Genomic DNA, 22480 nt, shown 5'->3' with positions numbered 1-22480 from the left:
ATTATCAGGCTTCGGCAACAGCCCCTGTCCCGGTTGACGCAAGCGGTGCGGCTTTTGTTCTGCCTCCGATCCTCGATCCTCGGTCAACGTCACGGCCGGACGGGTGTCCGCCGGACACATTGCACCCGGCGGATCGCTCAAGTAGGTTCGGTGCCAGCGGCGCCGGCAAGAGCGGGTCGCCTGGACTATTCTGGTATCGCGTAGGCTCGGCAGCCCATGCCGGGCAAGAGGACGGCCGAAGGGCCGGGTGCAAATGACACTGTCGGGCAAGCGTATTCTCCTCATCATCTCAGGCGGCATCGCGGCCTATAAGAGCCTCGACCTTATCCGGCGCCTCAGGGAACGCGGCGCGAGCGTGCGGCCGGTGATGACAGCGGGCGCACAGCAGTTTGTGACGCCGCTGGCCGTCGGTGCGCTTTCGGCCTCGCATGTCTATCTCGACCTGTTCTCCCGCGAGGACGAGCAGGATGTCGGCCATATCCGTCTCGCCCGCGAATGCGACCTGATCGTCGTGGCACCGGCCACCGCCGACCTGATGGCGAAGATGGCGAACGGCCACGCGGATGATCTCGCCTCGACCATTCTGCTCGCGACCGACCGGCCTGTGCTGGTCGCGCCGGCGATGAACACGAAGATGTGGACGCACCCGGCGACCCGCCGCAACCGGGCGACCCTTGCCAAGGACGGCATCCGTTTCATTGGCCCGGAAGCGGGCGAGATGGCGGAAAGCGGCGAGGCCGGCGAAGGCCGCATGAGCGAGCCGCTGGCAATCGTGGCGGCCGTCGAGGATCTTCTCGGCGGAACGCCAAAGCCGCTTGCCGGACGCAGCGTCGTCGTCACGTCAGGGCCGACGCATGAGCCGATCGACCCGGTGCGCTACATCGCAAACCGCTCCTCGGGCAAGCAGGGCCATGCGATCGCCGCGGCGCTGGCAAAACTCGGCGCAAACGTCACGCTGGTCTCCGGCCCGGTGACGATCCCGGATCCGGCCGGCGTGAAGGTCGTGCATGTGGAACGGGCCGAAGAGATGCGCGACGCGGTGCTTGCCGCCCTCCCTGCCGACGTTGCCGTCATGGTCGCCGCCGTTGCCGACTGGCGGGTGGCGACGGCCGCCGGCAACAAGATCAAGAAGAAACCCGGCGAGGCGCCGCCGCCGCTGCAGCTTGCCGAAAACCCCGATATCCTGAAGACGGTCGGCCACCATACCAAGCGGCCGAAACTCGTCATCGGCTTTGCCGCCGAAACCGAAAACGTCGCCGACAACGGCCGCGCCAAGCTCGAACGCAAGGGCGCCGACTTCATCCTCGCCAACGACGTGTCACCGGCAACCGGCATCATGGGCGGCGACCGCAACAAGGTGAAACTGATCTCGGCCACCGGCAATGATGATTGGCCGGAGATGGACAAGGACGCAGTGGCGGAGAAGCTTGCGGCGATGATCGCCGACGCGTTGGCACGGGCAGATAAAGGCTAGTCCAGCGAAACAGGCGCCCCTCACCCTACCCCTCTCCCCGCAAGCGGGGCGAGGGGACGTGCCCTGCGTGAACGGTGCGTTCGCAGCGAGCAGATGGATCGGGAGGGTGCGGCGTGTCCCTTCTCCCCGCCTGCGGGGAGAAGGTGGCGGCAGCCGGATGAGGGGCTGGCACTGTCCGCTACATCACAAATGTGATTTCTCAGGCGAGATGCCGCGAGCGAACCGGTGCGCCCTTGGTCGAAAACAGTCGGACATCGACGCCATTTTCGCCCACGATAACCGCCGTGCCGTCAGGGATTTCCACCCAGGCGCTGTCGTCGTCGTTGAGCGGCTCGGAAACCAGGCAATAGCCGCCGCTCGGACCCATGGGTGCGGCATAGAGCGTCGGCGCCTTCCAATCGGAGGCGTAGCGCACGGCGTAGAGATCCTGGCCGTCGGAGAAAGCAGCGGTGAAGCGCACCAGCACCTGGCGCTCCAGATGTTCGGCAAGCTGCTCGATGAAGGCCAGCGCCTCGGCGATGGCGCCGAGCGGATCGCGGTCGAGCCCGAACTGCATGGCGAGAAGAAACAGAAGTTCCGAGTCGGTCGTGCCGGTGCGAGCCGAATAGAGGTCGTTGTCGAGCATGCTCTCCATCGGCCGACGCAGGTGCTCGAAGTCGCCGATCTGGCCGTTGTGCATGAAGGACCAGCGACCGAAGACGAAGGGATGACAGTTGTCGCGCCGGGTGCCGCCGCCGGTCGCGGCGCGCACATGGGCGAGGAAGAGCGGCGAGCGTATCTGCCGTGCGATGCTCTTCAGGTTGCAGTCGGACCAGGCCGGCAGGATATCGCGGTAACGTCCGGGCTCCGGGTGATCGCCATACCAGGCGATGCCGAAACCGTCGCCGTTGGTGGCGGTCTTGGCCCGTGTCGCGCAATGGGACTGCTCGATCAGCGAGTGCGCCGGAGAGGTCACCAGTTCCTCGAGATAGAGCGGCTCTCCGCGATAGGCTGCCCAGCGGCACATGCTGACTTCACTCCAGCTCCGCCCCCGTTCACTTGAGGGCGATTCGTTAACCATGACGAAATGCGATGTTCCAACGGAACATGGTAAAAATGCGTTAACACATTCCCCCTTCGTCAAGGTGGGACTAACCGGAACACACAGATTTGGCTGTTTCGAGCGGCACAGAGCGTGCATCCCGCCCGATTTCGAACAAATATTCCATATTGACAAATCTTGCACAATTCATTTCATTTCGAGCCAACACGGCAGCGCCGCCAGGGAGGAATTCGGCATGGGCAGCAAGCGCAAACTCGGCATCGGCCTGATCGGCACGGGCTTCATGGGCAAGGCCCATGCGCTCGGCTTCACCATTGCCGCGCGGGTCTTCGACCTGCCCTTCGAGCTCGACCTCGTTTCGGTCGCCGACGTGACCGTCGAAAGTGCCGAGCGCGCCCGCGGCCAGCTCGGCTTCCGCAAGGCGACGGCCGACTGGCGGGAACTCCTGACCGATCCGGATATCGACATCATCGACATCACCACGCCGAACCTCTTGCACAAGGAGATGGCGCTGGCGGCGATCGCCCATGGCAAGCACGTCTATTGCGAAAAGCCGCTGGCGCCGACCGTTGCGGAATGCCGCGAGATGGTTGAAGCGGCTGAGAAGGCAGGCGTCGTCACCCAGGTCGGCTTCAACTATCTGAAGAACCCGCTGATCTTCCTTGCCAAGGACATCATCGAAAGCGGCGAGATCGGCGAAATCCGTTCGATGCGCGGCATTCATGCGGAAGACTTCATGGCCGATGCGCAGGTTCCGTGGGGCTGGCGCCTGAACCCGGCCAGCGGTGGCGGCGCGCTTGCCGACATCGGCAGCCACATCATCGCCTCGATGCGCCACCTCGTCGGCCCGATCAGCCGGGTGCTCGCCGAGACCATCATCCAGATCCCCGAACGCCCGGTTTCCGCCGGCTCCAGTGAAACCCGCGCCGTCGAGGTCGACGACATCACCCGCGCCTTCGTGCGCTTCGAAAACGGTGCGACCGGCAGCTTCGAGGCAAGCTGGATCGCAACGGGACGCAAGATGCAGCACGATTTCGAGATCTACGGTTCGAAGGGCAGCATCGTCTTCACCCAGGAGCGGCTGAACGAAATCCGCCTCTATAAGACTGGCGACGATATCCGCACCCGCGGTTTCCGCACCATCTGGGCCGGACCGGAACATCCGCCCTATGGCGCCTTCTGCGTGGCGCCGGGCCACCAGATCGGTTTCAACGACCTGAAGGCCATCGAGGTCAAGGAGTTCCTCGACGCCATCGCCGGCGGCAGGTCGCCATCGACGGATTTCCGCGAAGGCTACGAGGTGCAGAAGGTGCTTTCGGCGACCTATCAATCGGCCAAGACCAACGAATGGGTACGGATTTAAGCGGTTCCCCGACGCGCATTCCCGGACGCAAAACCGCTGCGCACTTTTGCTGGAAATGCTGGAGGAAAATAGAACGCCTGTTCTATCCCGTTCCCGACTAATCGATTAGGGTGAGGCCGAAAGCCAGACTGATATCGAGGGAGACGAGCGAGACATGGCCACGCCGGAAACGACGACAGAGGTGCCGCAGGATTTCGAGGCGCTGAAGGCCGCCATTCTGGAACGCAAGGCGGACCTGCCGAAGCGGCTTCGCCAGGTCGCCGCCTATGCGCTCGACAACCCCGACGAAATCGCCTTCGGTACAGCCGCGAGCATCGCCACCTCGGCGGAAGTGCAGCCGTCGACGCTGGTGCGCTTCGCCCAGCATTTCGGCTTCGAGGGCTTTTCCAGCCTGCAGCAGATCTTTCGCGCCCGGCTGCGCGAGCGCACGCCGGGCTATGAGGACCGGCTGAAGGCACTGAGCGCCAACGATCACAGCAAGCTCGAAAGCGGCTCAATCTTCAACGGCTTCGTCGCCGCCGCGCACCGCTCGCTCGACAACATCGCCTCCTCGGTCGATCCGGAAGCCTTCGAGCGCGCCGTCGATATCCTCGCCAAGGCCGACACGATCTACTTGATCGCCAAGCGCCGCTCCTATCCCATCTCCAGTTACATGGCCTATGCCTTCGGCAAGCTGAAGGTGAAGTACCAGCTCGTCGGCACGGCCGCCGGCATCGACGAGGACATGCTGGCGATGGCGACGAAGAACGATGCCGCCTTTGCCGTCAGCTTCTCGCCCTATGCGTCTGAAAGTGCCGCCCAGGCACGGCTTCTCGCCGAGCGCAAGGTGCCGGTCGTGTCGCTGACAGACTCGGCCTTCTCGCCGCTCGCGGAATCCTCGAAAGTCTGGTTCGAACTGGTCGAGGCCGATCATGCCGGCTTCCGTTCGCTCTCCGCCAGCATGGCCTTTGCCATGGCATTGACGGTCGCCATTGCCGAGAAGCGCCAGCGGCTTGCCGAGGGCAGTTAGGCGAAACGGAACAGATAGAATGAAAATTCCATATTGACTAAACGTCGGAATTTATGTTTCATACGGCCGTCACCCACAGTACGGAAATGGTCGGGCCCGCCAAGGTGTCCGCGGGGAGGAAGCAGTGAGCCAGAACGTTTCGGCACAGGGAGCAAAGCCGCTCGACCTGATCACCATCGGCCGGGCCTCGGTCGATCTCTATGGCCAGCAGATCGGCACGCGGCTTGAAGATGTTTCGAGTTTTGCCAAGTCGGTGGGCGGCTGCCCCTGCAACATCTCTGTCGGCACGGCGCGCCTCGGTCTGAAGTCAGCGCTTCTCACCCGCGTCGGCAACGAGCAGATGGGCCGTTTCATCCGCGAGCAGCTCACCCGTGAAGGCGTCGAGACCCGCGGCATTGTCACCGACCCGGAGCGGCTGACGGCGCTCGCGATCCTCGCGGTCGAAAACGACAAGACCTTCCCGCTGCTCTTCTATCGCGACAACTGCGCCGACAACGCGCTCTGCGAAGACGACGTTTCGGAAGAATTCATCCGCTCCGCCCGCGCCGTGCTTGTCTCCGGCACGCATTTCTCCAAGCCGAACACCGACGCTGCCCAGCGCAAGGCGATCCGCATCGCCAAGGAAAACGGCGCGAAGATCGTCTTCGACATCGACTACCGCCCGAACCTCTGGGGCCTTGCCGGCCATGACGCCGGCGAGAGCCGATACATCGCGTCGGATCGCGTTTCGGCGCACCTGAAAACTGTTCTCTCCGATTGCGACCTGATCGTCGGCACCGAAGAGGAAGTGCTGATTGCGTCCGGCGAAAGCGACCTCTTGCTGGCGCTGAAGACGATCCGTTCGCTGTCCAAGGCGACGATCGTGCTGAAACGCGGGCCGATGGGATGCATCGTCTATGACGGCCCGATCTCCGACAATCTCGAAGACGGTATCGTCGGCAAGGGGTTTCCGATCGAGGTCTACAACGTGCTTGGCGCCGGCGACGCCTTCATGTCCGGTTTCCTGCGCGGCTGGCTCAAGAACGAGCCGCACGCGACGTCCGCCACCTGGGCCAATGCCTGCGGCGCCTTTGCCGTCTCGCGGCTGCTCTGCGCCCCTGAAATCCCGACCTGGACGGAACTGCAGTTCTTCCTGGAAAAGGGCAGCAAGGAGCGGGCACTGCGCAAGGACGAGGCGATCAACCACGTGCACTGGGCAACCACCCGCCGGCGCGAGATCCCGCTTTTGATGGCGCTGGCGATCGACCATCGCAGCCAGCTCGAAGACATCGCCGCCGGCGATCCGGCATTGCTTGCCCGCATCCCCGCGTTCAAGGTTCTGGCGGTCAAGGCCGCCGCCCAGGTCGCGGCCGGACGGTCGGGTTTCGGCATGCTGATCGACGACAAGTATGGCCGCGACGCGCTCTATGCGACGGGCGCCCACCGCGATTTCTGGATCGGCAAGCCGATCGAGCTTCCGGGTTCGCGGCCGCTGCAGTTCGAATTCAGCCAGGATCTCGGCAGCCGGCTCATCGACTGGCCGGTCGACCATTGCATAAAGGTGCTCTCCTTCTACCATCCGGACGATCCGGCCGAACTGAAAGCCCAGCAGGTGGCAAAGCTGCGCTCGGCCTTCGAGGCGGCGCGCAAGGTCGGCCGCGAGATCCTGATCGAGATCATCGCCGGCAAGCACGGCACGCTCGATGACCAGACCATTCCGCGTGCGCTCAACGAACTCTACGACGCCGGTCTCAAGCCGGACTGGTGGAAGCTCGAGCCGCAGGCAAGCCGCGGCGCCTGGGCAGCGATCGATGCCGTCATCGAGGCGCGCGACCCGCTCTGCCGCGGCGTCGTTCTTCTCGGCCTCGAAGCGCCCTATGAGCAGCTCAAGGACGGCTTTGCGGCAGCCCGCACCTCGAAGACCGTCAAGGGCTTCGCCGTCGGCCGCACGATCTTCGCCGATGCCGGCAAAGCTTGGCTCGGCGGCACGATGACAGACGACCAGGCGATCGCCGACATGGCCGGCAAGTTCAAGGCGTTGGTCGATCTCTGGCTGCAACTGGGTGAAACAAAGGCGGCATAGGATCGACGCTTGGCGTTGGACAATGCAGCAAGCAGGGCGGAACGGGACGATTTCGCCACGAGGAGGAAACAGACAATGAGCCAGAAGACCGTGCGCCTGACAATGGCCCAGGCCGTGGCGCGGTTCCTGACCCGCCAGATGACCGTCATCGACGGAAAAAAGGTGCCGATCTTCGGCGGCGTCTTCGCCATCTTCGGCCACGGCAACGTCGCCGGGGTCGGCGAAGCGCTGCACGCCATCAAGGACACGCTGCCCACCTACCGCGCCCAGAACGAGCAGGGCATGGCCAATGCTGCGATCGCCTTTGCAAAGGCGAGCTTCCGCCGTCGATTCATGGCCTGCACCACTTCGATCGGCCCCGGTGCGCTCAACATGGTGACCTCGGCAGCACTTGCCCATGTCAACCGCCTGCCTGTCTTGTTCCTGCCCGGCGACGTCTTTGCAAACCGCCGCCCCGATCCGGTGCTGCAGCAGGTCGAAAGCTTCGGCGACGGCACGATCTCCGCCAATGACTGCTTCCGTCCGGTGTCGCGCTACTTCGACCGCATCACCCGGCCCGAACAGATCATCCCGGCGCTACGCCGTGCCATGCAGGTACTGACGGACCCAGCCGATTGCGGCCCGGTGACGCTGTCGCTCTGCCAGGACGTTCAGGCCGAAGCCTATGACTATCCGGAGAACTTCTTCGAGGAGAAGGTCTGGGTGCCGCGCCGCATCGAGCCCGATCTCGACGAGCTGGCGACGGCGATTGCGGCGCTGAAGGCAGCGAAGAAGCCGATCATCATCGCCGGCGGCGGCGTGCTTTATTCGGAAGCGAGCAAGGAACTCGGCGACTTTGCCGAACGCCACGGCATCCCGGTCGTCGAGACCCAGGCCGGCAAGTCGGCGCTGCCGCATTCGCATACGCTCAACATGGGCTCGGTCGGTGTGACCGGAACCTCGGCATCCAACGCGCTTGCCGAGGACGCCGACGTGGTGCTTGCCGTCGGCTCGCGCCTGCAGGACTTCACGACCGGCTCGTGGGCGCTCTTCAAGAACGAAGGCTTGAAGATCATCGGCCTCAACGTCCAGCCTTTCGACGCCGGCAAGCACAACGGACTACCGCTGATCGCCGACGCGCGCGCCGGCCTGAACCGCATTTCCGGCGGTCTCGGCAGTCACAAGGCGGATGCGAGCTGGACCGCCAAGGCGAAGGCCGGCAAGGCCGAATGGCTGGCGGTTGCCGACAAGGCAACGGCCACGACCAATGCGGCCCTTCCCTCCGACGCCCAGGTGATCGGCGCCGTGCAGCGCGCCCGCGGAGCCAAGAACACGACGCTCGTCTGCGCCGCCGGCGGTCTACCCGGTGAGTTGCACAAGCTCTGGCAGGCGGAAGAGCCCGGCGGCTACCATATGGAATACGGCTTCTCGACCATGGGCTACGAAGTGGCCGGCGGCCTTGGCGTCAAGCTCGCCAAGCCCGAGAGCGACGTGATCGTCATGGTCGGTGACGGCAGCTACATGATGCTGAATTCGGAGATCGCCTCTTCGATCATGCTTGGCGCCAAGTTCACGATCGTGCTGCTCGACAATGCCGGCTACGGCTGCATCAACCGGTTGCAGATGGGCACCGGCGGCGCCAACTTCAACAATCTGCTGAAGGACACGCACCACGTCGAGCTCCCGCAGATCGATTTTGCCGCCCATGCCGGCGCCATGGGCGCCGTCACCCGCAAGGTCGGCTCGATCTCCGAGCTCGAAGCGGCGCTCAAGGAGACATCGAGCGAGACGCGCACGACCGTGATCGTCATCGACACCGACCCGCTGATCACCACCGAGGCCGGCGGCCACTGGTGGGATGTCGCGGTGCCCGAGGTCTCGGGCCGCGCCCAGGTCAACGCGGCGCGCGAGGGTTATGAGAAGGCGCTCGCCGCACAGCGCTTCGGCTGATCAAAAACATAGCGCTCGCGCTTTCTGCGCGGGCGCCATTTTGTCTTTATGCCCCCTCACCCTAACCCTCTCCCCGCCTGCGGGGAGAGGGGACTGCGGAGAGCACGGCTTTTCCCTTCCCAACGAGTGGAGAGGAGACGCAGAGGGCACGGCATATCCCTTCTCCCCGCCTGCGGGGAGAAGGTGGCGGCAGCCGGATGAGGGGCAATCTACCTCCTGCTGCGCGCCGATGAGGCACCACGAACGATCCGCCCCAAGCGGACAATGCTATAGGAAACGACAGACCATGATCCGCTACGGAACCAACCCGATCGCCTGGAGCAATGACGACGATCATTCGATCGGCGCGCATCTGACCCTCGACGACTGCCTGTCCGATTGCCAGAAGATCGGCTTCGACGGCATCGAGAAGGGCCACAAGATGCCGTCCGATCCGGAAGCACTGAAGCAGAAGCTTGGCGCTTATGATCTCGTCTTCGTTTCCGGCTGGCACTCGACCAACCTGCTCACCCATGACGTCGAAGCCGAGAAGAAGGCGATCCAGCCGCATCTCGATCTGCTGAAGCACAATGGCTGCAAGGTGGCGATCGTCTGCGAAACCTCGAACGCCATCCATGGCGACGACGGCAAGTCGGTCGCAAACGACAAGCCAGTCCTGCCGGCCGACCAGTGGAAGAAGTTTGGCGCCGATCTCGAAGCGATCGCGCAATATTGCGCCGACCAGGGCATCGACCTCGTCTACCATCACCACATGGGCACGATCGTCCAGACCGGTGAGGAAATCGATCTACTGATGCAGAACACCGGCCCGGCGACCAAGCTGCTGCTCGACACCGGCCACGCCTGGTTCGGCGGTTCCGATCCGGCCGAGGTCGCGAAGAAATACATGCACCGCGTGCGCCACATCCATTGCAAGAACGTGCGACCCGCTGTCCGCAAGATCGTCGAGGGCGAAGGCCTCTCCTTCCTCGAGGGCGTGCGCCGTGGCGTCTTCACGGTTCCCGGCGACAGCGAAGGCGGCGTCGACTTCCTGCCCGTGCTGAAAATTGCCGCCGAGCATGGCTATTCCGGCTGGCTGGTAATCGAGGCTGAACAGGATTCTGCCGTGCGCAACCCGTTCGAATACCAGTCGCTCGGCCTGAAATCGCTGAAGGCCTTCGCCAAGGAAGCCGGGCTCGACAAGTAAGCCGTCACTTTCGGTGAGTGTGTGCCCCTCATCCGGCTGCCGCCACCTTCTCCCCGCTGGCGGGGAGAAGGGATATGCCGCACCGTCGCCCTCCTCGCGCTCCGGCGAAGCAGAAAGTAGCGGCGAACTCGACAATCCCCTCTCCCCGCCTGCGGGGAGAGGGTTAGGGTGAGGGGCAAGCCATACGTTCGGCGTGCCCTAGAAAAGAATTCAGGGAGATCGACATGTCCAAGCTGCTCGTCAAACCAAAGGCCAAATCGGGCCTCATGCAAAATGTGACGCCGGAGAGCGCCGGCTGGACCTATGTCGGCTTCGCGCTGGAACGGCTGAAAGCCGGTGAGACGACCGAAGGCGAGACCGGCGACAAGGAAATTTGCCTGGTGCTGGTCTCCGGCAAGGCGAAGGTCGCCGTCGACGGCGAAAGCCTCGGCGAGCTCGGCGAGCGCATGACGCCGTTCGAGGGCCAGCCCTATGCCGTCTACGTGCCGAAAGGCAGCCGCTGGCAGGCAACGGCCACCTCCGACCTCGACCTTGCCATCTGCTCGGCCCCGGGCGGCGACGGCTTCAAGGCGAAGGTCATCGCCCCAGGCACCCATCCGCAGATGACCCGCGGCAAGGGCACCAACACCCGCTACGTCACCAACATCATGCCGGAAGACGACGGCTCGGCGCAGTCGCTGCTCGTCGTCGAGGTGATCACGCCCGGCGGCCACACCTCCTCCTACCCGCCGCACAAGCATGACCAGGACGACCTGCCGGCCGAGAGCTATCTGGAAGAGACCTACTACCACCGCATCAACCCGCCACAGGGTTTTGCGATGCAGCGCGTCTATACCGACGACCGCTCGCTCGACGAGACCATGGCCGTCGAGGACGGCGACGTGACGCTGGTGCCGAGGGGCTATCATCCGGTTGCGGCCGTGCACGGCTACGACGTCTATTACCTGAACGTCATGGCCGGTCCGAAGCGTGTCTGGAAGTTTCACAACGCTCCCGAGCACGCATGGCTGTTCACCGGCGTTTAAGCGCCGGCTTACCTCGCGCATTCCTGCATTGATGGATCCCGTACGGCATCGGACCAACGCCGCAGAAAGAAGAGCCCGCCGCCGTGGTCCGCAGCGGCCAAAGCTTGGCGTTCATCCTGCGGGACTGTTCAAGGGCGCGAAGCCGCTTACACTTTTCACCATCCCGCGTTAGCTTTCCTGCTTTCAGGGAGGACTTCATGCACATCGACGGGCAATGCCATTGCGGCTTCGTCACCTATGAAGCGGAGATCGATCCGGCCGATGTCGCGATCTGTCACTGCACCGATTGCCAGCAACTGACGGGATCCGCCTACCGCGTCACCGCCGGCACGGAGCGGGAGAACTTCCGGCTGACCGGCGGCGAACCGAAGCTCTATGTGAAGATCGGCGCAAACGGCCGGCAGCGGCTGCAGTTTTTCTGCCCGAACTGCGGTTCGCCGATCTATACGACCGGCACGGACGAGGACGCTTTGGAGGTCGGCATCCGGGTGGGAACGATCAACCAGCGCCGGCAGCTCCGGCCACGCTCACAGATCTGGTGCGCCTCGGCACTGCCCTGGATCGGCGACGTCAGGAAGCTACCGGGCCGTGATCGTGACGAGCCGCCTCACGCCTAGCCGCCTCGGACGGAACCATCATGCCGCAACGAGCAGGCGTTCCTTGAGTGGTGCCCAGCCCTCGCCGATCACCACCGATGCGGGCGTTGCCGTCATCTGCGACGGGCGCGCATCCGGGTTCGCCGCCAGATAGGTCTTCACGAGGTGATAGCCGATTGTGTAGCCGGCCCAGCGCGGCAGGGAGCGATCGGTGCCGAAAAACCAGCCCGCATGATCATAAGTCTCGGCCCAAAGCTCTCGCTCGGCGCGCTCCAACAAGCCTTCCCAGTCTGCAGCTTTGAGCGCATGATTCCACGCGTGGCCGTCGCCGCCGTTGATTTCCGCATCGAAGGCATCGGCCAGCCCCTCGCTGACCAAAGCTTCGCCGAGCTTGGAACCATAACCGCAGGCGCCGTGGCGGAAGGAATGATGCAGTTCGTGCGTCAGCAATTTGCGCACCTCTCCTGCAGCAAGGCTTGCCTCGAAATTCTCGTTGCCGGGATCGACCGTGAAGAAGACCAGCGCCCTGCGATAGCAGGCGCCCGCAACACCGAGTTCGGGAATCGTCTCGCCCGCACGATGCTCGACGAGGACATCGATGGGTGCGGCGCTGTCTGAGGCAGAAACCGCCGCGCCGATCCGCTCGGCGGTCTCGCGCACGGACTGCAGTATCCGCTCGCGCCACGGCGCCAGAGATCCGTCCGCTTCGAGGAAGTGAACACGCAGATCCAGCATTTCGATCATCTCCCTTTCGCGCCGCTTGGGATCGCAACGTAAGGATGCAGCAGGTGATTGCAACGTCGAAAAGATGAAAGTTTCCGTGAGCCGCGGATGTGAGCCCGAGGACGCGTCATTGCGATGGCCGGAGGCGGCTCTGCGGTGTACAAGACGAAGCTGGAGACCGGAGCAGGCGCGCGGGATGGCAAAGGGCAAGATCAGGATGCTGCGCAGTGCGGCCGCGGGCATAGACGCGGTCGAGGCCGAAACGCGCCAGTCCTTCGCCCGTCACACCCACGATCAGTTCGGCATCGGTCTCATCTATGAGGGCGCGCAGAAGTCGCTCAGTGGCCGTGGCATGGTCGAAGCCGGCGCCGGCGACATGATCACCGTCAACCCTGGCGAAGTGCATGACGGCACGCCGATCGGCGATGCCGGCCGCGCCTGGCGCATGCTCTATTTCGATCCATCCGTCATCGCCACTGCCGCCGAGGATATCAGCCAGGGCCGTGCGGATTCCGGAGAGTTCACTGCCCCCGCCTTTCACGACCGGGAGGTGGCAGATCAATTTCGGGCGCTGTTTGCGGCCATCACCGACCCAACGGCCAGGGCCGACGCCATCCGGCATGAAGAACAGCTCCTCATGCTGCTGGCAGGCGTTCTTGCCACCGGCAAGCGAAACCAGGGTGAGAGGCCGGCAACAGTCACGGCGGCCAAGGCGATGATCGACGACGACCCGACGGCCGCGATCACGCTGGCCGATCTCGCCGCTGAAGCCGGGCTCAGCCGGTTCCAGCTGGTGCGCAACTTCGCAAACGCGGTCGGCCTGACGCCACATGCCTATATCGTCCAGCGCCGGATCGATCTCGCTCGCCGCCTGATCGGTGGAGGCATGCCGCTGGCGGAGGCTGCGTTTACGGCCGGCTTTGCCGACCAGAGCCACATGACCCGCGTCTTCGTCCGCAAATATGGCCTCTCGCCCGGCATTTATGCCGAGGCCAGAAAGTAACACCCGCAATTCCGTTCAAGACCGTAGTCCTCCTCCGGGCGCATTGCTGCACCGGCCGCGCAGCGACAAGCGTGGCGCAGCAACGGAGAACGGACGTGTCGGGAAAATTTCAAGGCTATCTCTACTTGTCACTGGCGATGATCCTCGTCGGCAGCACGGTCATCGCCAGCAAGATCATCGCAGCGGGCCTGCCACCGTTCACGGCCACCGCGCTGCGCTTTGCCGTCGCCTTCCCGCTCTTCCTGCTGTTGATGTGGCTCACCAGGACGTCATCGCCGAAACTGAAAGGCCGCGACTGGCTTCTCCTCATCGCCCAGGCGGGCGCCGGCAGCGTCGGCTATACGACGCTCTTGATCGCCGGCCTGAGCCTGACGTCGGCAACCGATGCCGGCGTGGTGATCGGCACCCTGCCGGTGGTTTCCGCCGCCATCGCCATCCTTCTTCTCGGCGAGCGCCCGGACCGCAAAGTGCTTGCGGCGATCGCGCTTGCTGCAGCCGGCGTGCTCACCATCGTCTTCAAGCCCGGTGAAGGCGGCACCCATTCGCCGCTCGGCATCGCCTTTATCTTCGGTGCCGTCATCTGCGAGGGCCTGTTCATCCTTCTCAACAAGCGCGTGAAGACGGAAATTTCGCCGCTCGCGCTTTCGACGCTGATGGCCGGCCTCGGCTTCGTGGTCGCCCTCATCCCGGCACTCTTCGAAACGCATGCAACGGCCGCGATCGACAGGGACGCAATCGTTGCGGTTCTCTACTACGCCCTCATCCCGACCGTTGCCGGCTTCCTGCTCTGGTATGCGGGGTCGGCCAAAGTGAGCGGCACGGAGGCTTCCGTCTTCACCGCGCTGGCGCCCGTTTCAGCCGTCGCCTTTGCCTTTCTCTTGCTCGGCGAGCCGGTCGGCGCCCCACAATTGCTTGGGATCGGCTGTGTGCTCGCCGCCGTCCTCGGCATGACCCTACCCCAGATCCGCGCTGGCCGAAGGACAGCACGCGCCCTTCCGACCGCAAAGGCCTGAACCAGAGTGAACGCACCCAATTCGAGGACTTCCATGCACTTCCAGCACGCAGACGACATCTGGCGCGATTTCCCGGAGCTGAGCGCCGGCGCGCTTTTCATCGATGGCATCAGCGGCGGCGTCTCGGTCGGGGACCATGTTCGCCAGTTCCAGGCGATCGCGAACGATCGCCTCGGTTCAGGTTCGGAAAGCGACCTGGCCGAGATCCAGGCCTGGCGCCGGACCTTTGCCAAGATGGGGCTGAAGCCGACGCAGTATCGCTCGGCGTCTGAAGCCTTGCTCCGGCGCTTCCGCAAGGAAGGCGACCTACCTTCGATCCACCCGCTGATCGATCTCTGTAACGCCGCGTCGCTCGCCTTCGCCATACCGATCGCGGTCTTCGATCTGGCGCAGGTTGCCGGCCATCTGCATGTCTGCCGGGCATTCGGCAACGAGAGCTATCTGACGTTCTCAGGAGAAACGGAAAATCCGGAACCAGCCGAAGTGGTCTTCACTGACGCGGAGGGGTGGGCGCATGCCCGACGCTGGACCAACCGGCAGAGCGGCCTTTCGGCGATACGACCTCAGACCACGCGAGCGCTGATCGTGGCGGAAGCGCTGCACGAGACGGCGCGCGAGGATATCGAACGCCTGCTCACGGCACTTTCGCCGGCCATCGAACAGACCTGGGGCGCTCGCCCAAGCATGGCCATGCTCGATCGTTCGTCGCCGCGTTTCGATTTTTCGGTATAGGGATTTCGTTCGGAAAACGGCGCTTGAGCGCCGAGAGACCGGCCGATGCCTTGGCACCGGCCGGGCGCAAACAATCAGGCCGCCTTGGCGACGTGATATTCCTTGATCGCGACCATCTTGATCGCCGGATAGCGCTCTGCCTCGTAGCGCAGCGAGAAGCTGTCCTGCGCCAAAAACACCGGGTCGCCGTCGAGATCGCGGGCAATGTCGCCGCGGCGGGCCGTGACGAACTTGTCGAGTTCGGCCGGCTGGTCGGACGAGATCCAGCGGCAGACCGAGAAGCGCGACATTTCGAAGGAGACCGGCAGGCCGTATTCTCCCTGCAAGCGTTCCTTCAGAACGTCGAGCTGCAGCGCACCGACGACGCCGACGATCGCCGGCGAGCCATCTTCCGGCGAGAAGAGCTGCACGACGCCCTCTTCCGCCATCTGCTGCAGCGCTTCCTTCAGCTTCTTTGCCTTCATCGCATCTTCCAAGCGCACGCGGCGCAGGATTTCCGGCGAGAAGTTCGGCACGCCCTGGAACACCAGCGGTTCGCCCTCGGTCAGCGTATCGCCGATACGAAGCGTGCCATGGTTCGGGATACCGACGACATCGCCTGCGTAGGCCGTGTCGGCGAGCTGGCGCTGCGAGGCGAAGAAGAACTGCGGGGCGCTCAGGCCCAGTTGCTTGCCGGTGCGCGACAGGCGAGCCTTCATGCCGCGCTCGAGCTTGCCGGAGCAGACGCGGGCAAAGGCGATGCGGTCGCGATGGTTCGGGTCCATGTTGGCCTGGATCTTGAAGACGAAGGCCGTCATCTTGTCGTCGGTGGCATGCACCGTGCGGACATCCGCCACCTGGTCGCGCGGCGGCGGCGCGATGTCGCCGAGCGCATTGATGAGATCACGCACACCGAAGTTGCGCAGCGCCGAGCCGAAGAAGACCGGCGTCAGGTGACCTTCAAGGAAAGCCTTCTTGTCGAAGGGCTTGCAGGCCTCGATCGCCAGCATCAGCTCTTCGGTGAAGGCGTCGCGCTCGTTTTCCGGCAGGCGATGGGAGGCCATCTCCGGGCCGTTGACCTTGGTCGGGATTTCCTGCGTGTCCGAACCGCGCACGGTGTTGTCGGCGAGGTTGTAGGACCCGCAGAAGGTCTTGGAGCGCCCGATCGGCCAGGTCACCGGCGCGCAGTCGAGCGCCAGCTTCTCCTCAACCTCGTCCAGGATCTCGAAGGGATCGCGGCTTTCGCGGTCCATCTTGTTGACGAAGGTGATGATCGGGATGTCGCGCATGCGGCAGACTTCGAAGAGCTTCAGCGTGCGCGGTTCGATACCCTTGGCGGCGTCGATGACCATGACGGCCGCATCCACCGCCGTCAGCGTGCGATAGGTGTCGTCGGCGAAGTCTTCGTGACCGGGCGTATCGAGAATGTTGAAGACGTTGCCGCCATACTCGAAGGTCATCACCGAGGTGACGACCGAGATGCCGCGCTCGCGCTCGATCTTCATCCAGTCCGAACGGGTCTGGATGCGGTCCTTCTTGGCCTTGACCTCACCGGCGAGCTGGATGGCACCGCCGAACAGCAGCAACTTTTCCGTGAGCGTGGTCTTACCGGCGTCCGGGTGGGCGATAATCGCAAATGTGCGGCGGCGGGAGACCGCCTCGGCGAGAGTTTCAGCCATGTCGTAAAATCCTGTGAGTTGCCGCGTCCTTTACAGGCTCGGCCCCGATTATGCAATTGACCGAGGTGCCCGTGGCCCGGCTTATGCGGGCATGAGCACGCACACGTCCCTATCCCGCCCGACCCTCAACCTCGTTCGCCTGCCGCACGGCGAAGGCCTGGACCTTCCGGCCTACGAGACCGCAGGCGCTGCCGGCATGGATTTGCGCGCGGGCGTTGCCGCCGATCGGCCGCTGATGCTGAACCCAGGCAAGCGCGCCCTCGTTCCGACCGGCTTCATCTTCGAAGTGCCCGCCGGCTACGAGGCGCAGATCCGCCCGCGGTCCGGCCTTGCCTTCAAGCACGGCATCACCTGCCTCAACACGCCCGGCACGATCGACAGCGACTATCGCGGCGAAGTGAAGGTGCTGCTGGTCAATCTCGGCGACGAGGAGTTCATCATCGAGCGCGGCATGCGCATCGCCCAGATGGTGATCGCACCGGTCACGCAGGTGACTGTTCGCGAGGCCGACGGGGCAAGCGAGACGGCACGCGGCGCCGGCGGCTTCGGCTCGACCGGCGTCTGATCGACAGGCAGAAAACCGCTTCACACTTTTCCTGGAGTTCGCTCGTTTGGCTGGCGCAATCCCGGACGGAAAACCGCTGCGCCTTTTCCCGGAATTGCTCTTCTTCACGCAATCCCGGACGGAAAACCGCTGCACACTTTTCCTGGAATTGTTCTTAAACCAGCGGCGGCAGGCGGCGCTTGACCGGCGTCGATTTGACGATCGAGGTGTTGGTCTGCGCCTTCTCGGCGATCCGGTCGAGGATCGTGTCGAGCTGCGCCATGTCACGCACGTAGAGCTTGGCGATGAAACAGTCGTCGCCGGTGACCTTGTCGCACTCGACGAATTCCGGCGTTTCCTGGATCAGACGCTCGACGATGTGCAACATGCCCGGCATCGGCCGCACGCGGATGACCGCCTGCAGCGGGTAGCCGACCTTGGCGGGGTTGAGGGCGATGGTGAAACCGTCGAGGACGCCGCGCTCTTCCAGCTTGCGCAGCCGATCCGCAGCACTCGGAGAGGAGAGCCCCGCCTCCTGCGCCAGCTCCTTCAGCGACACCCGGGCATTGGCTGCCAGTATGTCGAGGATTCGTCGGTCTATCTCGTCCAGCATCACGGCACCATAAGTCACAACAACAATCAGAACTTCGATAATTAGGCAATATAGCATAATCGCCTTCGTTCATCCATGGGAAAGGCCATGAGTACCGGCTATTCTGCGATCACCAATAGGAGAGCAGTGACCATGAATACCGAACTCAAACGCGGCAGTATCGAGATGACGGCAGCAATGCTGATCTCCGGTACCATCGGCTGGTTCGTGCTGAAGTCGGGGCAGCCGGTGACGAGCGTGGTGTTCTGGCGATGCGTCTTCGGGGCCGTGACACTCGTTGCCATTGCCTGGGCGCTCGGACTTCTCGACCGTCGCCACTTCAGCCGGCGGATGCTGCTGCTTTCGGTCATCGGCGGCATCGCGATCGTGGTCAACTGGCTGCTGCTGTTCGCGGCCTATTCCCACGCATCGATCTCGATCGCGACGATGGTCTACAACACCCAGCCCTTCATGCTCTTGGGGCTCGGCGCCGTATTCCTCGGCGAGAAGATCACTGTCACCAAGATCTTCTGGCTCCTGGTGTCGTTTGCCGGCATGCTCGCGATCATTTCGGCCAAGCCCAGCCAGGGCTTCGCGCCCGAAGACTACCTGATCGGCGTTGCGCTTTCGATCGGCGCTGCCTTCTTCTACGCGATCGCGGCGATTGCGACCAAGCTGCTCAAGGGCACGCCGCCGCATCTGATCGCGCTGATCCAGGTGATCACCGGCACCGTGATGCTGGCACCGATGGCGCTTGCCGCACCCGCCCCGTCAGGCGCAACGCAATGGTCGATCGTCCTGACCCTCGGCATCATCCACACCGGACTGATGTATGTGCTGCTCTACGGCGCGATCCAGCGGCTGCCGACACATATGACTGGCGCGCTTTCCTTCATCTATCCGATCGCGGCGATCGTCGTCGACCGCTTCGCTTTCGGGCACCAGCTGCAGCCGATCCAGATCGCTGGCTCGGTCGCGATCCTCGTTGCCGCCGCCGGCATGACCCTTGGCTGGAAACTTCGGTTTCCGTCTTCTATCAAGCGGGAACGCGAAGGGAGAACCGCATGATCACCTGCTACCTGAAATACGTTATCGACCCTTACAAGGCGGCCGAGTTCGAGCATTACGCCAAACTCTGGATCCCGCTCGTCAATCGGCTGGGCGGCACGCACCACGGCTACTTCCTGCCGCACGAGGGGGCGAACAACATTGCGCTGGCACTCTTCAGCTTTCCGAGCCTTGCCGCCTACGAGGTCTACCGCAAGGAAATGGCCGCGGATCCGGAATGCCAGGACGCCTTCGCCTATGCCGAGAAGACACGCTGCATCCTCAGCTACGAGCGCAGCTTCATGCGGCCGGTTTTCGAGTAAGCCCGCTCCGGGATTGACGAAGGCATCGGCAAGCGCGCGTTAGCGCCGCGCTTCCGAGGCCATGCTCAGCGCGAAGCCGAACAGCGCCGTACCCATCGCCCAGCGCTGCACCACCATGAACAACGGCCGCCCGGCAAGGAAGGCGGCGATACCGCTGGCGGCGAGCGCGATCATGGCGTTGACCGTCACGCTGGTCGCGATCTGGATCGAGCCGAAGACCAGCGATTGCCCGAGCACGTTGCCGAGTTCCGGCCGGATGAATTGCGGCAGCAGCGAGAGATAGAGCACCGCCACCTTGGGATTGAGCAGGCTCGTCAGGAAGCCCATGACGAACAGCTTCTTCGGCCCATCCTTCGGTAGGTTCTTGACCTGAAAGGGCGAGCGGCCACCGGGCCTGACGGCCTGCCAGGCGAGATAGAGAAGATAGGCCGCACCGGCGATGCGAAGCGCATCATAGGCAAAGGGTACGGCCAGGAGCAGCGCCGTGATCCCGAGTGCCGCCGAGACCATGTAGACGACGAAGCCGAGCGCCACCCCGCCGAGCGAGATCAATCCGGCGCCAGGCCCCTGGCTGATCGAGCGCGAGATCAGATAGATCATGTTCGGCCCCGGCGTCAGCACCATGCCAAGGGCCAGGAGGGCAAAGCCGATCATATCCTTCAACTCGGGCATGGAGAGGCGCCTTTCGCTCGTTTTCAGCAAGCTCTACGCATTTCGCTGCAGCGGACAACGCCAGACTTGTCACCCGGTCAATTTCGTCAGCGGACGCCCGCCGATCGCAGTTCGGTGATTTCCTTTTTCGGCCGCTTGCGGTAGAAATCGGCATCATCTTCGCAAGGACGTTCCATGACGCTCGCGGCCCTCATCGCCTATAGCGGCGCGCTCTTCATCGCCGCTGCCATCCCCGGCCCCGGCGTGACCGCGCTGGTTGCGCGCGCGCTCGGCTCCGGTTTCCGCGAAACCTTCTTCATGGGCCTCGGCATCGCGCTTGGCGACATGATCTATCTGACTGCCGTCATCCTCGGGCTCGCGCTGATCGCCCAGACCTTCACCACAGCCTTCCTGGTGGTGAAGTTTGCCGGGGTTCTCTATCTCGCTTACATCGCCTGGAAGCTCTGGAGCGCGGGGCTACTGCCGGAGGACATCAAGGCAAAGCCGTCGACGAGTGCGGCCATGTCCTTCCTGTCCGGCCTGCTGATCACGCTCGGCAATCCGAAGACGATGCTGTTTTACGTGGCGCTCGTGCCCACGCTGATCGACATCAGAGCGATCGGCCCCGGCGATTACGGCCTGCTGCTGACCGCCACCTTCCTGGTGCTCCTAAGCGTGCTCGTGCCCTATATGCTGCTCGCCTCGCGTGCGCGCCTGTTGCTCAAGCAACCGAAGGCCCTGAAAGCGCTGAACCGGGTCGCCGCCAGCGTGCTTGCCGGCACGGCGGCCTATATCGCCGTTCGCGCCAACTGAAAAAACTTTTCCCGAACAACAACTTCGCCGGTGGTTTTTCCTTCGGCGGATCGCCGTGCGGTGTTTGTCGTTCTGGAATTGCGCGATCATTGTTCCTATTCTCATAGCTCGACAATTCACGCCCAAGGGAGAAACCCATGTCCGACACACGCAAGCCCGGCCGCGGCCGCGTCTACTCCTCGATCACGGAAACGATCGGTGACACGCCCATCGTGCGGCTGGACAAGCTTGCCAAGGAAAAGGGCGTCAAGGCGAACCTGCTGGCCAAGCTCGAATTCTTCAACCCGATCGCATCGGTCAAGGACCGTATCGGCGTGGCGATGATCGAGAGCCTGGAAGCGCAAGGCAAGATTACGCCCGGCCGCACGACGCTGGTCGAGCCGACCTCAGGCAACACCGGCATCGCGCTCGCCTTCGTCGCAGCCGCCAAGGGCTACAAGCTGATCCTGACGATGCCGGAGACCATGTCGGTGGAGCGGCGCAAGATGCTGGCGCTGCTCGGCGCCGAACTGGTACTGACCGAAGGCGCCAAGGGCATGAAGGGCGCGATCGCCAAGGCGCAGGAACTGGTCGAGACGCTGCCGGACGCCATCATCCCGCAGCAGTTCGAAAACCCGGCCAATCCGGAAATCCACCGCAAGACGACGGCCGAGGAAATCTGGAACGACACGGACGGCGCGGTCGACATTTTCGTCTCCGGCATCGGCACCGGCGGCACGATTACCGGCGCCGGGCAGGTGCTGAAGGCGCGCAAGCCCTCAATCAAGGTGATCGCCGTCGAGCCGGAAGAATCGCCGGTTCTTTCCGGTGGCGCCCCCGGCCCGCACAAGATCCAGGGCATCGGCGCAGGTTTTGCCCCGGCGATCCTCGACACCACGGTTTATGACGAGATCGTCACTGTCAGCAGCGCCGAGGCGATCGAATTGGCACGCCTGGTCGCCAAGCTCGAAGGCGTGCCGGTCGGCATTTCCGCGGGCGCCGCACTCACCGCCGCAATCGAGATCGGCCAGCGCGAGGAAAATGCCGGCAAGACCATCGTCGTCATCATCCCGTCCTTTGCCGAACGCTACCTCTCGACGGTGCTTTTCGAGGGCCTGGGCGGCTGATCGGGCTGGCATCACCTACAATTGGAAAGGGCGCCACGGGGCGCCCTTTTTGTTTGTCGTTGATGCGTGGTTCCGCTTCAGCCAGCCTGCTCCGTGAAGCCTGCAAGATTGGCGAGCGTCGAGCGCAGGCCGGCGTCGTGATCCTCCTTCGAAATGCCCTCCGGCACGTTTTCGCAGGTGACGCTGACGCGGGTGCCATCTGCCGCCGGCTCCAGCGCCCAGGTGATCCGCATCGTCCCGGCAAAAGCCGGATCGTCGGATTGAAACTCGGTCTCCTGCACCACGCACCGATCCGGCTCCAACGCGACGAAGCGACCGGAAACGATGTCTGCGTCCTCCGAGCTCTTGCCCTGCGTCCTGCCGTCCGGCGTCTCGTAGATCAGCGTCATCCGGAAGACGCCGCCGGCATGGGGCTCAAAAGCATGCACCTGCCCCTTCATGCCTTCGGGCGGCAGCCAGACCGCCACCGCAGCGTGATCGACCAGCGCGGCGTAGATCTTTGACGGAAGCGCCTGGATCAGACATTCGGCGCGATCGGTTCTTCTGCCCTTTGGAGTATCCGTCATCCAGTTCACTCCTCGCCGGCCAA

The 22480-nt window shown here is 63.8% G+C and carries 22 protein-coding genes; 16 read left to right on the top strand and 6 right to left on the bottom strand.

Going from position 1 to position 22480, the window contains the following annotated elements:
* Positions 1–253 precede the first annotated feature (253 nt).
* Positions 254–1474 carry a bifunctional phosphopantothenoylcysteine decarboxylase/phosphopantothenate--cysteine ligase CoaBC gene (coaBC, locus tag M2267_RS01525; RefSeq protein ID WP_429113019.1) on the top strand — a complete coding sequence of 407 codons (1221 nt, stop codon included), beginning with the start codon at positions 254–256 and terminating at the stop codon, positions 1472–1474.
* Positions 1475–1673: 199 nt separating this feature from the next.
* Here coaBC and M2267_RS01520 read toward each other — a convergent pair whose 3' ends face one another.
* Positions 1674–2480 carry a class II glutamine amidotransferase gene (locus M2267_RS01520; RefSeq protein WP_427345335.1) on the bottom strand — a complete coding sequence of 269 codons (807 nt, stop codon included), beginning with the start codon at positions 2478–2480 and terminating at the stop codon, positions 1674–1676.
* Positions 2481–2751: 271 nt separating this feature from the next.
* Between M2267_RS01520 and M2267_RS01515 the strand changes: the two genes are divergently transcribed.
* From M2267_RS01515 to M2267_RS01485, 7 genes are all read left to right on the top strand, one after another.
* Complete coding sequence (locus M2267_RS01515; protein ID WP_043615525.1) at positions 2752–3879, top strand: Gfo/Idh/MocA family protein; 1128 nt, start codon at positions 2752–2754, stop codon at positions 3877–3879.
* Positions 3880–4033: 154 nt separating this feature from the next.
* The gene (locus tag M2267_RS01510) at positions 4034–4888 is read left to right on the top strand and encodes a MurR/RpiR family transcriptional regulator (RefSeq protein WP_429112086.1); all 855 of its coding nucleotides are present in this window, start codon (positions 4034–4036) and stop codon (positions 4886–4888) included.
* Between the two features lie 124 nt (positions 4889–5012).
* Positions 5013–6950 carry a bifunctional 5-dehydro-2-deoxygluconokinase/5-dehydro-2-deoxyphosphogluconate aldolase gene (locus M2267_RS01505; protein WP_429112084.1) on the top strand — a complete coding sequence of 646 codons (1938 nt, stop codon included), beginning with the start codon at positions 5013–5015 and terminating at the stop codon, positions 6948–6950.
* A gap of 75 nt (positions 6951–7025) precedes the next feature.
* Positions 7026–8879: a 3D-(3,5/4)-trihydroxycyclohexane-1,2-dione acylhydrolase (decyclizing) gene (gene iolD / locus M2267_RS01500; RefSeq protein WP_429112082.1), complete on the top strand. Its 1854-nt coding sequence runs from the start codon at positions 7026–7028 to the stop codon at positions 8877–8879.
* Positions 8880–9165: 286 nt separating this feature from the next.
* A complete protein-coding gene (gene iolE / locus M2267_RS01495) occupies positions 9166–10065 on the top strand; it encodes a myo-inosose-2 dehydratase (RefSeq protein WP_429112080.1) in 900 nt (299 codons plus the stop codon).
* 224 nt (positions 10066–10289) lie between these two features.
* Positions 10290–11090, top strand: coding sequence for a 5-deoxy-glucuronate isomerase (iolB, locus tag M2267_RS01490; protein ID WP_429112078.1), 801 nt, complete (start codon positions 10290–10292; stop codon positions 11088–11090).
* 197 nt (positions 11091–11287) lie between these two features.
* The gene (locus M2267_RS01485) at positions 11288–11707 is read left to right on the top strand and encodes a GFA family protein (protein WP_429112076.1); all 420 of its coding nucleotides are present in this window, start codon (positions 11288–11290) and stop codon (positions 11705–11707) included.
* 18 nt (positions 11708–11725) lie between these two features.
* Here M2267_RS01485 and M2267_RS01480 read toward each other — a convergent pair whose 3' ends face one another.
* Positions 11726–12430 (bottom strand): DUF2268 domain-containing putative Zn-dependent protease, encoded by a 705-nt coding sequence (locus M2267_RS01480; RefSeq protein WP_429112074.1) that lies wholly within the window; start codon positions 12428–12430, stop codon positions 11726–11728.
* A gap of 175 nt (positions 12431–12605) precedes the next feature.
* Here M2267_RS01480 and M2267_RS01475 point away from each other — a divergent pair, with 175 nt between their 5' ends.
* From M2267_RS01475 to M2267_RS01465, 3 genes are all read left to right on the top strand, one after another.
* Positions 12606–13412, top strand: a complete 807-nt coding sequence (locus M2267_RS01475; RefSeq protein ID WP_429112072.1) for an AraC family transcriptional regulator — start codon at positions 12606–12608, stop codon at positions 13410–13412.
* 95 nt (positions 13413–13507) lie between these two features.
* On the top strand, positions 13508–14425 hold the full coding sequence (locus M2267_RS01470) for a DMT family transporter (RefSeq protein ID WP_429112070.1): 918 nt from the start codon (positions 13508–13510) through the stop codon (positions 14423–14425).
* Positions 14426–14458: 33 nt separating this feature from the next.
* Complete coding sequence (locus M2267_RS01465) at positions 14459–15157, top strand: B3/B4 domain-containing protein (protein WP_429112069.1); 699 nt, start codon at positions 14459–14461, stop codon at positions 15155–15157.
* Between the two features lie 74 nt (positions 15158–15231).
* Here the strand turns inward: M2267_RS01465 and M2267_RS01460 are convergent, their stop codons facing one another.
* Positions 15232–16815 carry a peptide chain release factor 3 gene (locus tag M2267_RS01460; protein WP_429112068.1) on the bottom strand — a complete coding sequence of 528 codons (1584 nt, stop codon included), beginning with the start codon at positions 16813–16815 and terminating at the stop codon, positions 15232–15234.
* Positions 16816–16906: 91 nt separating this feature from the next.
* On the opposite strand from M2267_RS01460, the gene dut reads away from it, so the two are divergent.
* The gene (gene dut / locus M2267_RS01455; protein WP_429112067.1) at positions 16907–17380 is read left to right on the top strand and encodes a dUTP diphosphatase; all 474 of its coding nucleotides are present in this window, start codon (positions 16907–16909) and stop codon (positions 17378–17380) included.
* Between the two features lie 154 nt (positions 17381–17534).
* Here dut and M2267_RS01450 read toward each other — a convergent pair whose 3' ends face one another.
* A complete protein-coding gene (locus M2267_RS01450) occupies positions 17535–17972 on the bottom strand; it encodes an Lrp/AsnC family transcriptional regulator (RefSeq protein WP_060608367.1) in 438 nt (145 codons plus the stop codon).
* Positions 17973–18104: 132 nt separating this feature from the next.
* Here M2267_RS01450 and M2267_RS01445 point away from each other — a divergent pair, with 132 nt between their 5' ends.
* Together M2267_RS01445 and M2267_RS01440 are read left to right on the top strand one after the other, a co-directional pair.
* Complete coding sequence (locus M2267_RS01445) at positions 18105–19019, top strand: DMT family transporter (RefSeq protein WP_429112065.1); 915 nt, start codon at positions 18105–18107, stop codon at positions 19017–19019.
* Positions 19016–19321 (top strand): NIPSNAP family protein, encoded by a 306-nt coding sequence (locus M2267_RS01440; RefSeq protein WP_429112063.1) that lies wholly within the window; start codon positions 19016–19018, stop codon positions 19319–19321. Before M2267_RS01445 ends, M2267_RS01440 begins: the two co-directional genes overlap by 4 nt.
* Before the next feature lie 39 nt (positions 19322–19360).
* Here the strand turns inward: M2267_RS01440 and M2267_RS01435 are convergent, their stop codons facing one another.
* A complete protein-coding gene (locus M2267_RS01435) occupies positions 19361–19993 on the bottom strand; it encodes a LysE family translocator (protein WP_043615486.1) in 633 nt (210 codons plus the stop codon).
* Positions 19994–20167: 174 nt separating this feature from the next.
* Between M2267_RS01435 and M2267_RS01430 the strand changes: the two genes are divergently transcribed.
* Both M2267_RS01430 and cysK read left to right on the top strand, forming a co-directional pair.
* The gene (locus tag M2267_RS01430) at positions 20168–20785 is read left to right on the top strand and encodes a LysE family translocator (protein WP_043615483.1); all 618 of its coding nucleotides are present in this window, start codon (positions 20168–20170) and stop codon (positions 20783–20785) included.
* A 137-nt stretch (positions 20786–20922) separates the two neighbouring features.
* The gene (gene cysK / locus M2267_RS01425) at positions 20923–21891 is read left to right on the top strand and encodes a cysteine synthase A (RefSeq protein ID WP_429112061.1); all 969 of its coding nucleotides are present in this window, start codon (positions 20923–20925) and stop codon (positions 21889–21891) included.
* Between the two features lie 77 nt (positions 21892–21968).
* On the opposite strand, the gene M2267_RS01420 is transcribed toward cysK, so the two are convergent.
* Positions 21969–22457, bottom strand: coding sequence for an SRPBCC domain-containing protein (locus M2267_RS01420; protein WP_429112059.1), 489 nt, complete (start codon positions 22455–22457; stop codon positions 21969–21971).
* Positions 22458–22480: the final 23 nt, after the last annotated feature.

It is taken from the genome of Ensifer sp. KUDG1 (assembly GCF_050434285.1).
GTDB lineage: Bacteria > Pseudomonadota > Alphaproteobacteria > Rhizobiales > Rhizobiaceae > Ensifer.
Note: the sequence above shows the minus strand (reverse complement) of the source record. Positions and strands in the feature narration are given on the sequence as shown.

Coding starts and splice junctions, on each gene's coding strand:
- M2267_RS01465 (WP_429112069.1), top strand. CDS start 14,459: ATGCACTTCCAGCACGCAGACGACATCTGGCGCGATTTCCCGGAGCTG.
- M2267_RS01485 (WP_429112076.1), top strand. CDS start 11,288: ATGCACATCGACGGGCAATGCCATTGCGGCTTCGTCACCTATGAAGCG.
- M2267_RS01435 (WP_043615486.1), bottom strand. CDS start 19,993: ATGCCCGAGTTGAAGGATATGATCGGCTTTGCCCTCCTGGCCCTTGGC.
- M2267_RS01430 (WP_043615483.1), top strand. CDS start 20,168: ATGACGCTCGCGGCCCTCATCGCCTATAGCGGCGCGCTCTTCATCGCC.
- iolD (WP_429112082.1), top strand. CDS start 7,026: ATGAGCCAGAAGACCGTGCGCCTGACAATGGCCCAGGCCGTGGCGCGG.
- M2267_RS01520 (WP_427345335.1), bottom strand. CDS start 2,480: ATGTGCCGCTGGGCAGCCTATCGCGGAGAGCCGCTCTATCTCGAGGAA.
- M2267_RS01515 (WP_043615525.1), top strand. CDS start 2,752: ATGGGCAGCAAGCGCAAACTCGGCATCGGCCTGATCGGCACGGGCTTC.
- M2267_RS01510 (WP_429112086.1), top strand. CDS start 4,034: ATGGCCACGCCGGAAACGACGACAGAGGTGCCGCAGGATTTCGAGGCG.
- M2267_RS01480 (WP_429112074.1), bottom strand. CDS start 12,430: ATGATCGAAATGCTGGATCTGCGTGTTCACTTCCTCGAAGCGGACGGA.
- iolB (WP_429112078.1), top strand. CDS start 10,290: ATGTCCAAGCTGCTCGTCAAACCAAAGGCCAAATCGGGCCTCATGCAA.
- M2267_RS01445 (WP_429112065.1), top strand. CDS start 18,105: ATGAATACCGAACTCAAACGCGGCAGTATCGAGATGACGGCAGCAATG.
- iolE (WP_429112080.1), top strand. CDS start 9,166: ATGATCCGCTACGGAACCAACCCGATCGCCTGGAGCAATGACGACGAT.
- cysK (WP_429112061.1), top strand. CDS start 20,923: ATGTCCGACACACGCAAGCCCGGCCGCGGCCGCGTCTACTCCTCGATC.
- M2267_RS01475 (WP_429112072.1), top strand. CDS start 12,606: ATGGCAAAGGGCAAGATCAGGATGCTGCGCAGTGCGGCCGCGGGCATA.
- M2267_RS01450 (WP_060608367.1), bottom strand. CDS start 17,972: ATGCTGGACGAGATAGACCGACGAATCCTCGACATACTGGCAGCCAAT.
- M2267_RS01420 (WP_429112059.1), bottom strand. CDS start 22,457: ATGACGGATACTCCAAAGGGCAGAAGAACCGATCGCGCCGAATGTCTG.
- dut (WP_429112067.1), top strand. CDS start 16,907: ATGAGCACGCACACGTCCCTATCCCGCCCGACCCTCAACCTCGTTCGC.
- M2267_RS01440 (WP_429112063.1), top strand. CDS start 19,016: ATGATCACCTGCTACCTGAAATACGTTATCGACCCTTACAAGGCGGCC.
- M2267_RS01460 (WP_429112068.1), bottom strand. CDS start 16,815: ATGGCTGAAACTCTCGCCGAGGCGGTCTCCCGCCGCCGCACATTTGCG.
- coaBC (WP_429113019.1), top strand. CDS start 254: ATGACACTGTCGGGCAAGCGTATTCTCCTCATCATCTCAGGCGGCATC.